The organism is Dyadobacter psychrotolerans (assembly GCF_004349265.1).
GTDB lineage: Bacteria > Bacteroidota > Bacteroidia > Cytophagales > Spirosomataceae > Dyadobacter > Dyadobacter psychrotolerans.
Genome location: NZ_SMFL01000005.1, coordinates 477194 through 491699 on the forward strand (window position 1 = coordinate 477194; position 14506 = coordinate 491699).

The window sequence follows — 14506 nt, forward strand, 5'->3', positions numbered from 1 at the left end:
AATATTAAGTTTTAAGATGCTTTTGCTTCAAAAAATCGGTCATGGGGGATATATCCCGTGCCTGTGTGTTTACGCCGATAATTGTAGAATTCCACGTATGCTTTTATTCCTCGATACAGATCCATACCACCATTTGGAGGATTAAGATATACGTATTCCTGTTTTAATGACCTCCAAAAACGCTCTATAAAAACATTATCAAGTGCTCTTCCTTTTCCATCCATTGATATCTTTATACCTATATCCAGCAGCGGATTAATAAAATTTGGGCTTGTGAACTGGCTACCCTGATCTGTATTGAAGATTTCCGGTTGCCCTTCGGTTCGAATTGTGTCCGACAGTGTTTCTCTGCACCATTCCATACTCATAGTATTAGATATACTCCATCCAACAATCCTACGGCTATATACATCAATAATTGCGAACATGTACATGAAGCCTCGGAACATAGGGATATAAGTAATATCGGCCTGCCAGACCTGATTAGGTCGCTCTATTTTCAAGCCTTTCAACAGATATGGATATTTATAATCGGTCGCTCTGGCCTTACTTAGGTTACGCTTTGGATAAATCGTGCGCAAATTCATGATCTTGTAAAGCCTTCGTACCCGTTTTAACCCTACATGATACCCTAAACTGCACAAATGATCGGTCATACGTTCAACGCCATAAAATGGACAATCCATGAATTTTCGATCTATGGCTTTCATAATCTTTTGATTGAGAATAGGTTCTCCTTTAGGCTTGAAATAATAGCTGCTCCTTTGTAAACCAACTAGTTTACATTGGGCTGAAACGCTCAGATCGCTATATTCCGGGGAAATGAGTTCGCGTTTCTCCATGGCCGTCATTTCCCCAAGACTTTTTTTAAGAAATCCAGCTGCACCTGAAGTTCCCCAATCTTGGTGTACAGCTCTTTTTCTCGTGGATTTTCCGCTTCTTTTGTTGTCGGAGCTTCCTTGCTAAATACCAACTCCGCATTCTCCAAGAACTCCCGTTTCCAGGCAGTTATTTGCGTCGGATGAATTTGATACTTAGAAGCAAGTTCTTGTGAGGTGCTAATCTCTTTAATGGCTTCAATGGCCACTTTGGCTTTGAAGCTCGCGCTGAATTTTCTGCGTTCCTTTTTCATAGTCAACTACTAAATTAAAAAATTTAAGTAGCTGTCCAGATATTAGGGAGTATTATATCCATAATTATTGACAAAGCCGACAGTGCGGCCTACTTTCAAGCAGGCCGCACTGTCGGCTTTGTACTTTGTTCGATTTAACCTGTTAGATATGAATATGCTGAAACATCAACCTCTTAATGAGTTAGATTACGGGATTGATCGAATCTTGAGATAAAGAATCGATTTTATCTTCTTCCCCATTGTCGTACCAGCTCTCAGTATTGATATCCAAGGGATCTACTTCTATATTTTTAAAGTCTTTGACATCAACACGTGTTGTACATTCAAATGGAAATGAATCGTTCATTTCTGCGGAATCGTTCCTGTATCCATATTCTAAAACAACGTGAACATATCCTGAGACATTTGCTGTAATAAAATCAAAATTGATTCCGGTAACAGTAATGTTATTAACTTCCACATCTTCAATACGGGATCTCGATGCCAGAATATCGATTTCACTATAAGTACTTTCAATACAATGACTGAAAATCTGTTCATTTAAATTGGCCTCAATCAGTCTTACTAACGACTCTCTGTATTCCTTAATTCCTTCCAAGAATTCAAAAAGTGAATTGATAACCTCAGCAGTTAAGTCTTCAATTTTAACATCAGCTGCTCCAAATGTAGTTTCGTTGATGTGAGTGTACTGGTTAAGAATATTTATCGAATCCAACAAAGCATCTTCGCATTCAGTATGATCAAAGTCAATTTGGTCTAAAACTTTATCAGACAAACCACCCGAAAGCGCATACCGAATCTTTTGCCGCCTGACAACTTTATTAGCCTTACCAATTTGAGTAGTGAACCAGTTACATTTTAAAACTTCTGCTTCTGGAGCCAGATCATTAATTATCAAATTTGCAAGTTCGCGAATAACATAGGAAAAATTGTTGAACCTTAACTTGTTAGAGGTCTCGAATAGGTTTGTTAAAGCAGAGTCAAGTAATTCTCGCTGAAAATCCGATGTAAGAAGATCCTTAAATCTATCTTTTAAAATTTGTTTTTTACTCATTTTAAATATGGTTATATTATGTAAATTTCTTTGATTGGGTATAGAGGGGATATGTATAATCGATTTTCAATACTTATGGTTCATCTTTGAAAATAATATATTGAAATAACTCCTATCAACTTAATTATTTATCCAAATGAAATTTACCGAATACGCAATTGATGGCGCTCTGAGTTAATTCTAAAATTTTTGTAAAAATTGCATCGCAGATGAAAACCCAAAATTGAAAAGAGGTGGGCCAATATTAGTATGGTTTAGTTGAACCTCAAAATATTTTAATGTTATACTGTCTTTACGATAGCCTCATTTGCTAACATTAGCATAGTAGCAAATTGCTGATTATCACTAGGTGAAAAGTGTTGAGCCTATTGTTTGTTCGCTAAAATGGAAATTCTGGCAGAAAATCCTTTGGAGAGCAATTTAATACCTTTGCTAAGATATTAATATGATTGATATTATACTTGGCTCTTTTTTTTGGAGACTCAACATGGGATACAAAACTGTCATTCATCTCCATTCTAAGAGATAATGCTAATTGCGAAAGGCCTAACTCTATTCGTTTTGCCTTCACTTTTTCGATTATAAACAGCTCTATTTGTGATTCCACGTCGTATTTTTCACAAATAGCCAGATATTTATATTTTTTTACAATGGTACATGTACCATTAATTATTTAATTTGTATATTTGTAAAATCAGAAATAACACTGATGATTTTATAAAAACTGCGAAACTTCACAAAGAAATTGAAGCATTCGCTTAGCGTCTCACGTTGGAAAACTGGTAATTTTTGGAACGGGACAATAAGTAGAATAGCTCACGACCTAGGCGTGGGTTTGCTTATTAGTTCCAGGGTATACCAGTACCTCCAATGAAATAGGTGAGTTCCACGCCTTTTAGGCGTTCATTAGCTGCCGCAACAATAATGAAACTCACCATAATGCTATTGTTCACGCTTCTTGTTTGAGGCAAAACTGGTAACTTTAGTTATGAACCCGATTCTTTCCCTTGTCATTTGCCCACCAGAATAGCGGTGTTTTTACGCTTCCTTGGGTTATGCTTCTTTTCAAAAGTCGAGTGGGAGCGTTACGTTCCGATTTCCCTTTCAGTTCCATGTGATACCTTTAAACAGTAATCCATGCGTGCATTCACTAATGATATCTTTCAGCTGATCATCCGTAATCCGGAGTAGGGCTTTGCTACTTCTTTGATTTTCATGCTATCCTTCCGGGTGAAGGAGACCGGCATGCTCATTTTTCACTCCATAACTACTGTTGCAATGAAAATATTTTATTGCTCCTCAGGCAAAGTATTGCATATTCTTTTTCATCTACTGGTAATGTCGATTCTTTCCGGAGCGTTTAACCCGCTTCTGGCACAGTCCAGGTATATTAAAGGAAAGGTCGTTGCGGCTGAAAATGGCGAGCCTTTGACGGGCGCAACCATTCAGCTGCGTGGCAGCTTTCAGGGAACCACCACAGATGCGGGAGGGTTTTTCTCTATACCTTCTCAGGGTGGGAAACCCAATCTGATCGTATCATTTATCGGATACCGTTCGGTTGATACACTGCTTCATTTACCGCTTCAAAAGGAGCTTGTCTTTGCTTTGCAGCCTCATGTAGCGCTCATCAATGAAGTTTCTGTGACCGGGTATCAAAGTATTCCCAAAGAAAGGGCGACCGGCTCTTTTGTGCAGGTTGATAACGCGCTTGTCAGCCGGAGCGTATCGACCAATATTCTTGACCGGCTTAACGGAATCACAAGCGGCATGCAGTTTACCGGGATTACTTCCAATGCCACCAATGCCAATCCACTCGGAAGGAACCTGGGCATCAGAATCCGAGGGGAGAGTACGCTTGCCGATGGCACCCAGGTGAGCCGTGACCCGCTGATCGTTTTGGATAATTTTCCCTTTGAGGGAAACCTGGATAACATAAATCCCAATGACATCGAATCGGTGACCATCTTAAAAGATGCGGCTGCGGCTTCTATATGGGGCGCGCGGGCTGGCAATGGCGTGATTGTCATCGTGACCAAAAAGGGTAGGGCGAACCAGCCGCTTAAAGTTGAATTTAATTCCAATCTTACCATTATTAATAAGCCTGATCTGGGCTATGACAAAAGTTTTCTTTCATCGCCGGGATACATTGACGCTGAGCAGTATCTTTTCTCCAAAGGGTATTTTGATGCGGATCTTTCTAACAGCTCCAACCGGCCACCTGTTTCCCCTGCGGTGCAAATCATGGCGGATGGAAAGGCGGGATTACTCACGCCACAGCAGGTTAATACCCAGCTTGATGCGTTAAGAAACACTGATCTGAGGAGTGATTTTGAAAAGTACATCTATCAAAAGGCAATCAACCAGCAGTATTCGCTTGGTCTTCGGGGCGGGACAAATCATGCGACCTATCATTTGTCGGCTGGCTATGACAAGAATATTTCCTCTGTCAAACGGAATGGATACCACCGTTTTACCCTGAATTCTTTAAATACCTACACACCGGTGAAGGGGCTCCGTTTAACTGCCGGGATCAATTACAGTACAAATAAAACGACTGAGAATAACTATCAAAACCAGTACGGCTCTTTAACGGTTGGTGGCAGTTATACGGATCTGTTCCCGTATGCGAGGCTCGCTGGTCAGGATGGCAGTCCGCTGGCTATTGTGAAAAATTATAGTGATACGTACCTGAACAGCACGGAAGAGCAAGGGTTTTTAGATTGGAAATACAGGCCACTCGATGAAATTGCACTTGCCGACAACTCAGTCCGGTCGTCCAACCTGCTTTTAAAGGCAGCTGTTTCGTATAGTTTTAGTAAGCATCTGAGCGCTGAAATTCAGTATCAGAACGAAAAGCAATCCATCGCAGGCCGAAATTATCATAGCCAGCAGACCTATTATGCCAGGGATCTGATCAACCGGTTTTCTGCTGTGGACTCATCAGCAGCATTTACCTATCCGCTACCAAAGGGAGGGGTCTTAGAACTTAATCAGGCTGAGTTCAACGCCAATAATCTCAGAAGCCAGCTGAACTTTGATAAGACCTTCGCCGGAAGGCACGCAGTCAATGCGATTGCCGGAGCTGAGCTCAGAGCGCTTAAAACGACTGGTTTTAACAGGATATCGTATGGATATCTGGATGAAACAGGGATCTCGGTCAATAACCTGAATTTTTCGGAGTACCTGCCAACCAATCCGGCAGGTACCGCTTTGATCCCTTACCCTGACGGCAATATTTCGGGTTTTACAAACCGGTTTATATCGTATTATTTTAACGGGTCTTACAGTTATGATCACCGCTACACACTGACGCTGAGCGGCAGGCGTGATGGAGCCAACATCTTTGGGGCTAAAACCAATGACCGGATCACGCCGCTGTGGTCAGCTGGCGGCAGCTGGGATATTTCCAGCGAAAAATTCTATCACCTAAGCTGGCTTCCGTATCTGCGGATGCGTGCTTCGTACGGAACCAGTGGCAATGTCTATCAGGGGTCTGTCTACGTCAGGGGTACCTATCTGGCCAGTGATCTGACCGGGGCGCTATTTATTAATAACCTGACCGCCCCGAACCCTGAGCTTAAATGGGAAACGATAAAGACAGCGAATGTGGGTATTGATTTCGGACTTGTGAAAGACCGTCTGAGCGGCAGCATCGAATATTATAACAAAAAGGGAGCGGACCTGATCCAGAACCAGGCGATTGCTCCATCAGCCGGGTTTAACTTTTTCTACGGGAATTCGGCCGCAACAGCAACCAACGGGATAGACCTTACTTTAAAAAGTAATAATCTGACAGGCAGCCTGGGCTGGTCGACCACCTTGTTGGTAAGCCATCTGGCGGATAAGATTACAAAGTATGATGCCAAACTTAGCTCGGGAAGCATCCAGGGGAGCAGTGGCGGGCGTGTCGGTATGGTCGGCAAACCGTTGTATAGTATTTTTAGCTATAAATGGGCGGGGCTGGATGCTGCCACCGGCGACCCGCAGGGATATCTGAACGGTGAGATCAGTAGAAATTATACCGGTATCATCAATAATTTTAGTGCGGATAGTCTTGTATTTCACGGCTCAGCAGTGCCGACCTGGTTTGGGTCGTTACGTAACGATCTGACCTTTCAACGCTGGTCGCTTTCGTTTAATCTGGTCTATAAGCTCGGATATTATTTTAGAAGACCGGGCAGCTCGATTAACTACACAGATATATTGTCCGGATACGCGCATCAGGATTACAATGCCCGCTGGCAAAAGCCGGGTGATGAGCTCGGCACTCAGGTTCCCTCCATGGTTTATCCTTCCAATAACCAGCGTAATACATTTTACCAGTATTCGCAGGCACTGGTTGAAAGAGCGGATCATATCCGTTTGCAGGACATCCGATTGGCATATACAATCAATCGAAAAGCATCGGGCTCCCTGCCTTTTGAATCCGCGCAGCTTTATCTGTATGCCAGTAATCCGGGTATTGTCTGGCGGGCCAACAAACAGGGGCTTGATCCTGATTATGTAAATGTGCAGCGGCGGCATATGTTGCCAGCACCCTTTTCACTGTCTGTGGGCCTGAGGGCTGATTTCTAACCATTAATTTTTTTATGCGATGAAAAACCGAAACCGGATATTTTCGATCCTTCCTTTTTTGTTTGTTTTAATGATGTTGTATATCAGCAGTTGCCAGCTTCAGGACGACTGGCTGAATGTAAAACGGGATAAATCTGATATAAGCCCCAAAAGCCTGGATGATTTGCAGGCAGTACTTGATAACAGTAATACCATGAACCGGGGCTATCCCATGCTGGGAATGACCGGCACGGATAATCTGTATCTACCTGATAACATTCTGGGCTCGGTCAGTCAGCGCGAGCGGAATGCTTACAGCTGGGCAAAAGACATCTATCAGGGAGGACCAACACCTGATTTTAATCAGCCCTATATTGTCTCCGAGTATTGCAATATCGTTTTGGATGCCCTGGTGAATCTGGCCGCTTCGCAGTCGCAAAAAACGCAGGCTGATAACATCAAAGGGCAGGCCCTGTTTCACCGGGCCATGTCGCTTTACAACTTGTCCCAGCTTTTTTGTAAACCTTATCAGCCCGCAACCGCGGCGCAAGACCTGGGACTCCAATTGAAAACGAGCTCAGATCCCAACGAGAAAACCAAGCGTTCCAGCGTTAAAGAAACCTACGCATTCATGATTGCTGATTTAAAGCAGGCCGCCGCGCTCTTGCCACAAAAACAGCAGTTTACCACACGCCCATCAAGGGCTGCGGCACTTGCACTGCTCTCGAAGATCTACCTTTCGATGCAGGATTATAAAAATGCCGCAGAGGTTTCAGCACTGTCTTTGGGAGAAAATCCACCGATCCTGGACTTTAACAGCACGACTATTAAACCGGCGGCAACCTTCGTTTTTCCGGCTTACAGCAACCAGCATGCAAATCAGGAGATTATTTTTTACGCTTATGGGCAAACCCTGGCGTCACTTTGGCCGGTTAATACGGTTGGTTTTGCCGATACCGCGCTATTTAAATCGTATCATAAAGATGATCTTAGAAAGTCGCTTTTTTTCAAAGTGAACAGCAGCGGCCTTGCCAAATTTACCGGTTCCTACACGGGTGCAAATTACAATTTCTCAGGCCTTTCCGTCAACGAGATACTGCTGGTTCAGGCTGAGTCGCTGGCACGTACCGGTCAAAGTCAGAAAGCCAAGGACCTGCTCGATGGACTTTTGCTAAAAAGATATAAAACCGGCAGCTATCAAAAAATGCAGACTGGTGACCAGCAGCTGCTGACAGCAATTCTGGCTGAGCGGCGGAAAGAGCTGCCTTTTACAGGTCAGCTGCGTTGGGAGGATCTTCGCCGGTTAAACCAGGATCCGGCATTTGCCAAAACGCTGGTGCGCACGGTTAAAGGAGAGAAATTTGAGCTGTTACCCAATGTCAACAAATACGTTTTTCCCCTCCCGGATCAGGAGATACAGCTTAGTAATGTGCAGCAAAACAACCGATAATCAACTAAAAACAAGGTCAATGAAAAAGGCAATGATGTTTAGTATGGCTTTGCTGTCAGGGATTGCCCTGGCAATGGGGCAGCCAGTAAAACAATCCACAATTGATATTACAGTGCGCTTTGCGCCGAACCAACCGGGAGATACCCTCTATTTAAGCTGCAACCCTTATTTTTTTAGTTTTATGGGAGATTTAAATTCCAATCTGATCAAAAGCGTTGTTGGTCGTGATGGAACCTGTCATTTTAAGGTCCCTGTTCAGCAGCCCAGCGGAAGGTTTACGGTGTCCAAGAGGTTTGATCTGGATACGAATTTGATCCCAAATGGTAAAATGAAGACCATGAATGCCCTGATCAACAATTTTTTCTGGGATGCCGGGGACCAGCTCGTTGTCGACGTAAAGAAATATGCTTCCAGCGGAAGAAACCAAATATCACCCAATTATGATTTTCATTACAGTTTTTCCGGCAGAGGTGCCTTGAAGAATAACATTCGTTTCAAAGTTGATTCGGCATACTTTCATCAGGATTTTGTCTACGGATTTTTTGAACATCCCTTTACCGATAATTTTCAATACAATGATGTATGTGTTAACCGGATCAAAGCGGCTGTTCCGGTTGTAGAGCACTACAAAGCCAGCTTGGATGAATTTTACTATGGTGTAATCAAAGCAGAATTTTTTTACCGGGACGCTGGTGCGCGGTTTCGACACATGCGCTATTTCTTTGAGAAGAATATCAAAGGTAATCAGCAGGCACGGCAGCAGTTTTTGAAAAAGTATGAGCAAAGTCTGGCAGAACATTTTTCGGGGTCAGAAGATCCCAATAGTGTCGAGTACGTAAATTTTTTAAACCAGAAGGCTGCTTTTGCAGACTTTCTGGTGCATGGAGATAGTAATACAGATCGGATTATAGAAAGTTTGATGGCTGATTACCGCAGTGTAACAAAAGACAGGGTCGTCACACTGGCGCTTGAAGGAAAAGCCTCTGCCAATTTCAATGTACTACTTGACAGCGCCCTGGCGTTTGCCCGTGACCCGGCGAGCCGGATGCGGCTGGAAAAGTTAAAAATGCGAAAGAGCGGAATAGAGCCTTTCCCGTTCAAGCTGCCTGACCAGACAGGTAAATATGTGAAACTGGAAGACTTTAGGGGGAAATTTGTCTTTGTTGACTTCTGGTTTACGGGCTGTGGAGGGTGCACGGGTTATTATCAGAAAGTGCTTTCGAAGATCGAGCATCTTTTTGATCCCAGGGATATTGCCTTTGTGACCATTAGTACAGATACCGGAAAGGCTCTCTGGCTTAAAAGCATTAAAAGCGGCAAGTATGTTTCACAGCAGTCCGTAAATCTTTTCACCGAGGGCAAAGGCGATAAACATCCTGCGATAGAGCACTACAAGTTTAATAGCTACCCTTCATTTCTTTTGATTGACCGCCAGGGTAAAATCATGGCATTTAATACAGAAGAGCTTGCAAAAAGAGACCCTGATAATCTTACCAGGGTCCTTCGGGCAGCGATAGAAAAGAAGTAAGCATTTCAGGGAATTCCTTTCATGGAATTCCCTGATTTCAATCATTAATCAGCACTTCTCCAATCAGTGGCAGTTGCCTGTGTTTTTAAAATCCGGTTGTTTGCATCCGGTGTGGCAGTGCTGGAAATTTTGCAAGTCACATCATTACCATTGCCGCAATCAGGATCCTGCACGGAGGTTACATGATAAGATGTGGCATCCTCACTGTCTACATTGAATGTAGCGAGTACCGGTTTACTTTTTCCGGTTGCTTTTTCGCTTGTTGCAAAAGCGGCACCCACAGCAATCATAGCTGCCAAAACGGGGAAAATGAATTTTCTTGTTTTCATAATCGTACTTTGAGTAAACTGTTAATTAATACGCCTACTATCTTACAGGTTTTCGGCTTTCTCCTGATTCACCTTGCGCAATGGAATATCTTTAAGCGGGTTATGTCTGGTGTCCGGTTAATAGCTTACCAGACATTGATGCTTAAAATTACCAGCTGGTAAAGCCGGGATACTGCACAAAAGGCAAGAAGTGAACCCGGAAGCTATTTTCTTTTTGCCCGTATCCTGCTAAGGGTATAGGGACGGATGTTTAGAAAATAGGCAATGTCCTGGAGAAGGATTCTGTTACAAGGAAAAAGCTGACAGAAGGCTGGGTAGGCTTTAACAGCCGGGAGTACCAAAAGCGCTGCACGCTGGTACTGTTTTCTGCTGTCCTTGAAATGGATTTTCCGGCTGAGCTTGTATGTCTCGCTGAATGCGTGATAGGCAAATTCAATCTGCTTATTATGAATGGCCAGTAGTTGGCAATCCTCCAAAAGAACGATGTCTTCCAATGATTCCATGTTTTCCATGAACCCGCCTTTGGGAAGCACAATCTCATTTTCTTTCCAAAACCGGGTTACAACCTGTTTGCCATCTTCATCAAAATATCTGGACTTGATAAGGCCAGCCAGCACAAAGAAGGTCTGGCTGAATTTTTCTCCGCTTTTCAGCAGCGTTGTTCCCTTGGGAAAATCTTGCCGGATCACTGTTTTGTGAAGATAGTTTTTAAACTCACTACTTAGCGGTGTTAGTGCAGAGAGGTATTCGTTCAACTTTTTGGTGTCCATATTGGGTATGCTTAGTATTCTTTGATCCATTCAATGACACTTTCCAATGTCTTTATTAAAATTTCCTTGTCGCGCTGCTCGACCGAATAGGATTTGTTACGCATACTTTCCCAGGAAATATCCTGCTTTCTTGGCGTAGACAAATAGGGGGTAATACTTTGGTAGACCAGGTTTAGCGAGCGGGCTTTCAGGATCCGAAGCGAATCCATCGCCCTGAATAGAAGTCCGATCTGGTCAACAGACAAAAAGCAAAGTATCTTGAATCGTTCGGAAAGCGTGCCAGCTGGTGAGGGCGGGCTGTAATCCTGCAAAGGATTCACATCCCATTGGTGTTTCTTTTCCAGATACATGATCTCCTGGGCAAACCAGTTGCCGATCACTTTTTTTACATCCGCATAGTTAGGGTTTAGTTTTACCCCAGGTTTGCGGTGCATCTGGTTGAATTCTTTATAGCATAGAAGAAGCTGTCTCATCTTGTCGCGGATTGGGCCATAGGCATTTATTTTCTGGGCGAGCTTCTGGGTGTAATAATTCATGAAAGACCGGCTGTTGAAATTCAGATAGACCAAAAGCTCAATCACGGCATCGTGTACCTTATCCTCCTCTTTGATATCATTTATTTTTTCAAGCCCTTTGATCACTTCTTTTTTATAGAATACTTCACGAAGTGAAATAGGGCGGTTCTGATTCTCGGCGTTGAAATTATTAAGCACACCCAGCAGAATATCAGTCAGGTTTTTATTTCCGACCCTTTGAATCAAACCTGGGCGGATAGAGTCAATTCTATGGGCCACTTCCTTTTTGATCTGGGTCAGGTAGGCGGCCGGGACACGCTCGTCCAAACTGATATATTCCCAGAAATGGTTTTCAATAAAAGTCAATAGCTCATCGACGCATCCAATGATGGTTTGAATGGTACTGATCATGACAGGATTTGAGCTCGTTAGTTTCAACGCATTTTCACAGGCCTGATCCAAAAGGATCACCAGCGTACTGTGGTGTTGTTTGATCAGGTGCTGGATTTTGCGTTTACTTGATACTGTAAATGTCTGCTGCTTGAGAAACGTTTTGTTTTTGTGGATTTCAGAAACCGCCTTGGCAATTATCGTTTCGGCTTCTTTTTGTCCCAAAGCATCAACATTGGTTTTGGATGGATCCAATGTGAAGGTGATGATCAGGTCAAGCCATTCGAGCGTGTACTTTTTTTCTTGCATAATACGCTGAGTGTTTAATAAATAAATTTTATCAGCGAGAAGGGATATGACTTTGCACAGGAAGCACAAAATCCTGAGGTAATCTTTAAGGTCCTAGTTTTTGGTTTGAAACCACTAAATCCAGGGACAAAGCACTCTTTTTTGGGACGAAAAAGGATACAATATTGATTTCAGATCCGATTTAGTAGACAGAAACAACAAGACCCATAGCCAATTTTGCCATGGGTCTTGCTGTTTTAACGTTTGCCTTGTTTTAGAATCGTACTAATAATGGTGCAGGTTGTAATACCATCCAGATTTCTGAGGGCTGGCTGATCCAGCCAGATGCTCCCTGTGTAAAATGCAACAGGATACTTTTTGATTTTCAGGTCCTTTTTCATCATTGAGTTGTTTTGGTGGGTAGATTTATTTTCAACTTCCCAAAACAATATTTCACAGCCCTGATTTAAAAACCATTGGTATTAAGCGGCTGGTATCAGGTTGGAATGCCAAGTTCGTCCCTATGATCCGGGACGAATGGCATGTAAAGCTCCATTTCAAAACTTCGTTCTAAATTTTTGCTTTGAAGCTTGTATCGTCCGGCAAAATTATGTTCCAGGATTCTCTCAATGTTTACGAGACCGATTCCGGAATATTTCTGCTGTCTGACAGCTGTCGAGTTAACCGGTTTGCTGTTACTGATCTGAAACCTAACCCCTTTTTCTTCGGCACTTAATCCGATCTTAATCCAGTTATCATCAAGTGGACTTCCCACGGAATGTTTAAAGGCATTCTCTGTCAGCGTAAAAAGAATCAGAGAAAGAATTTTCTGCTCAGGCTTGATTATGCCTTGCTGCTGGAAAGTTACTTCTGGGCAGATCCCTCTTCGCATTTTTTCAAGTTCCAGATAACTTTGGATGCTGTACAGCTCGTCTTGCAAAGGAATGGATTCATTTCTTGTGTCATAGACATTATGGCGAAGCAGATCCGAAAGCTTTCGAATGTAGAAGGCGGACTGCTTGGAAACCGGTTCTACCTGCGCGTAAGCTGCATTGATCATATTGTAAATTAAATGCGGAGCCAGGGTGGCTCTAAGGTTTTTTAGTTCCGCGCGGATGACCTCATTTTCTGCACTGAGTTTTAGCGCATTTTGCCGGTTGCCGTATTTTGCCATCTTTAATCCGAGCGGAAGAAACAGCAGCTGCATTTCCATCATATCATAAGAGAAGATCAAAAAATCGGCGCTTTTATCGAAAGCCATTTGCTGGATATATAAACTACCTATGCCATAAAACACGGGAGATAAATTCCTTAGCCCGTATAAATAATCGATCAAAAGAAAGTTAAGCGTCGTAACGATATGCATTAAAATCAGCGATGAGAGAAGGCTGAGTGCATAAAGGGAAAATGGCCTTACCCGCTTTTTTAAAAAGTTAAATATCCACTCATAACAATAAAAAATGGGTATCATTCTTAAATAATGAAGAAGGTACGCCATCCTGAGTGGAGCTGATAACAGCTCGCTTCTAAAAGCGGGTACAAAGTAAAGCAGGTGCGAAGCCACAAACAGCAGCCAGAAAATCCCGTGCAGCAGGATTTTTTGACTCAGTGGCTCATCTTCATAGCGGAACCTGATGCTTAAAAAGCGGTAGCGTCTGTCATCCATTGAAAGTAAGTTTAGCCAGCACAAGTGCTCTTAAATCTTTGGATACTTTGACGCGGTAGTTGTTGTTCATCAACATTTCGTTACCCTCCATTTCAATAAAGGCCAGACGGTTCACTATAAACGAGCGGTTGGTGGTAATGAAAAGTGAGCTGGGAAGACGACTCATCATGACTGAAATCGGGATCCGGCAATACCGGACAATGTCCCCGATATATATTTTTACATAATTTTTTGCGCCTTCCACAAAGGTTACGTCGGCATAAGGAATCTGAACGATCCGTCCGTCCACCTTAACAATCATGGTGTCTTTGTGAAAAACTGGAAATTTTCCCTGAGAATCGTCGCCGCTTTCAAGATCAATCTCAAAACCAGTTAAAACGGGCTGAACCGGCATAAACGCGGAATTATTTATGATTTCACGCTGCTGTCTGACCCGGTAAACTGTGGAAATGAACTCTTCGAAATAAATGGGTTTTAAAAGGAACCCTTTGACCGCATAGCCATACCCATCGACAGCAAAATTCTGGTGTGCTGTGGTGAGAATCACAGAAGCAGTCAGCGTCTTTAAAAGATCCAACACTCTGAGCCCGCTCAGATCAGGCATTTCGACATCGAGAAAAAGAATGTCGGGCTTTAATATCGGAATCTTGTCAAGTGCATCTAAACCCAGGTATGCACCTTCAATAGGGGATAGACCGGGAACCCGGTCTATGTACTGGTTTAAAACCTGATGGGCAGGTTTTTCGTCATCAACGATCATGCAGGTGACCGCATTTTTCATTTGATCTTCCATTGTCAATTGGTGTTATGAGAGTGAATAACATTCAATC

At 43.0% G+C, this 14506-nt stretch carries 12 protein-coding genes; 3 read left to right on the top strand and 9 right to left on the bottom strand.

Translation table 11 applies throughout. The annotated features are described in order from the left end of the window. Positions 1-11: 11 nt before the first annotated feature. The 3 genes from E0F88_RS16345 to E0F88_RS16355 all read right to left on the bottom strand — a co-directional run bounded on the left by E0F88_RS16345 (position 12) and on the right by E0F88_RS16355 (position 2186). Positions 12-842 carry an IS3 family transposase gene (locus E0F88_RS16345; protein WP_165940084.1) on the bottom strand — a complete coding sequence of 277 codons (831 nt, stop codon included), beginning with the start codon at positions 840-842 and terminating at the stop codon, positions 12-14. Between the two features lie 5 nt (positions 843-847). Continuing rightward, positions 848-1132: a transposase gene (locus E0F88_RS16350; RefSeq protein WP_131959340.1), complete on the bottom strand. Its 285-nt coding sequence runs from the start codon at positions 1130-1132 to the stop codon at positions 848-850. Between the two features lie 181 nt (positions 1133-1313). After that, positions 1314-2186 carry a pPIWI-associating nuclease domain-containing protein gene (locus tag E0F88_RS16355; protein ID WP_131959341.1) on the bottom strand — a complete coding sequence of 291 codons (873 nt, stop codon included), beginning with the start codon at positions 2184-2186 and terminating at the stop codon, positions 1314-1316. Positions 2187-3464: 1278 nt separating this feature from the next. Here E0F88_RS16355 and E0F88_RS16365 point away from each other — a divergent pair. The 3 genes from E0F88_RS16365 to E0F88_RS16375 are packed head-to-tail and all read left to right on the top strand — an operon-like array spanning position 3465 to position 9718. After that, positions 3465-6761 carry a SusC/RagA family TonB-linked outer membrane protein gene (locus tag E0F88_RS16365; RefSeq protein WP_165940085.1) on the top strand — a complete coding sequence of 1099 codons (3297 nt, stop codon included), beginning with the start codon at positions 3465-3467 and terminating at the stop codon, positions 6759-6761. Between the two features lie 19 nt (positions 6762-6780). Next, a complete protein-coding gene (locus E0F88_RS16370) occupies positions 6781-8190 on the top strand; it encodes a RagB/SusD family nutrient uptake outer membrane protein (RefSeq protein ID WP_131959344.1) in 1410 nt (469 codons plus the stop codon). 19 nt (positions 8191-8209) lie between these two features. Continuing rightward, complete coding sequence (locus tag E0F88_RS16375; protein ID WP_165940086.1) at positions 8210-9718, top strand: TlpA family protein disulfide reductase; 1509 nt, start codon at positions 8210-8212, stop codon at positions 9716-9718. A 44-nt stretch (positions 9719-9762) separates the two neighbouring features. Here the strand turns inward: E0F88_RS16375 and E0F88_RS16380 are convergent, their stop codons facing one another. From E0F88_RS16380 to E0F88_RS16400, 6 genes are all read right to left on the bottom strand, one after another. Then, positions 9763-10047, bottom strand: a complete 285-nt coding sequence (locus E0F88_RS16380; protein WP_131959346.1) for a DUF6520 family protein — start codon at positions 10045-10047, stop codon at positions 9763-9765. A gap of 203 nt (positions 10048-10250) precedes the next feature. Next, entirely contained in the window at positions 10251-10847 is a 597-nt protein-coding gene (locus E0F88_RS16385) for a Crp/Fnr family transcriptional regulator (RefSeq protein WP_131959347.1), read from the bottom strand. Continuing rightward, complete coding sequence (locus E0F88_RS16390) at positions 10829-12031, bottom strand: hypothetical protein (RefSeq protein WP_131959348.1); 1203 nt, start codon at positions 12029-12031, stop codon at positions 10829-10831. Before E0F88_RS16390 ends, E0F88_RS16385 begins: the two co-directional genes overlap by 19 nt. Before the next feature lie 236 nt (positions 12032-12267). Then, positions 12268-12414 (bottom strand): hypothetical protein, encoded by a 147-nt coding sequence (locus tag E0F88_RS33715; RefSeq protein ID WP_165940088.1) that lies wholly within the window; start codon positions 12412-12414, stop codon positions 12268-12270. Positions 12415-12506: 92 nt separating this feature from the next. Then, positions 12507-13676: a sensor histidine kinase gene (locus E0F88_RS16395; RefSeq protein WP_131959349.1), complete on the bottom strand. Its 1170-nt coding sequence runs from the start codon at positions 13674-13676 to the stop codon at positions 12507-12509. Continuing rightward, entirely contained in the window at positions 13669-14469 is an 801-nt protein-coding gene (locus E0F88_RS16400) for a LytR/AlgR family response regulator transcription factor (protein WP_131959350.1), read from the bottom strand. The genes E0F88_RS16395 and E0F88_RS16400 overlap by 8 nt, the downstream gene beginning before the upstream one ends. Between the last annotated feature and the right edge of the window lie 37 nt (positions 14470-14506).

What these genes read in the sequence shown, in the direction of transcription:
- E0F88_RS16380 (WP_131959346.1), bottom strand. Translation starts at nt 10,047, where the DNA reads ATGAAAACAAGAAAATTCATTTTCCCCGTTTTGGCAGCTATGATTGCT.
- E0F88_RS16365 (WP_165940085.1), top strand. Translation starts at nt 3,465, where the DNA reads ATGAAAATATTTTATTGCTCCTCAGGCAAAGTATTGCATATTCTTTTT.
- E0F88_RS16375 (WP_165940086.1), top strand. Translation starts at nt 8,210, where the DNA reads ATGAAAAAGGCAATGATGTTTAGTATGGCTTTGCTGTCAGGGATTGCC.
- E0F88_RS16385 (WP_131959347.1), bottom strand. Translation starts at nt 10,847, where the DNA reads ATGGATCAAAGAATACTAAGCATACCCAATATGGACACCAAAAAGTTG.
- E0F88_RS16390 (WP_131959348.1), bottom strand. Translation starts at nt 12,031, where the DNA reads ATGCAAGAAAAAAAGTACACGCTCGAATGGCTTGACCTGATCATCACC.
- E0F88_RS16395 (WP_131959349.1), bottom strand. Translation starts at nt 13,676, where the DNA reads ATGGATGACAGACGCTACCGCTTTTTAAGCATCAGGTTCCGCTATGAA.
- E0F88_RS16370 (WP_131959344.1), top strand. Translation starts at nt 6,781, where the DNA reads ATGAAAAACCGAAACCGGATATTTTCGATCCTTCCTTTTTTGTTTGTT.
- E0F88_RS16400 (WP_131959350.1), bottom strand. Translation starts at nt 14,469, where the DNA reads ATGGAAGATCAAATGAAAAATGCGGTCACCTGCATGATCGTTGATGAC.
- E0F88_RS33715 (WP_165940088.1), bottom strand. Translation starts at nt 12,414, where the DNA reads ATGATGAAAAAGGACCTGAAAATCAAAAAGTATCCTGTTGCATTTTAC.
- E0F88_RS16355 (WP_131959341.1), bottom strand. Translation starts at nt 2,186, where the DNA reads ATGAGTAAAAAACAAATTTTAAAAGATAGATTTAAGGATCTTCTTACA.
- E0F88_RS16350 (WP_131959340.1), bottom strand. Translation starts at nt 1,132, where the DNA reads ATGAAAAAGGAACGCAGAAAATTCAGCGCGAGCTTCAAAGCCAAAGTG.
- E0F88_RS16345 (WP_165940084.1), bottom strand. Translation starts at nt 842, where the DNA reads ATGGAGAAACGCGAACTCATTTCCCCGGAATATAGCGATCTGAGCGTT.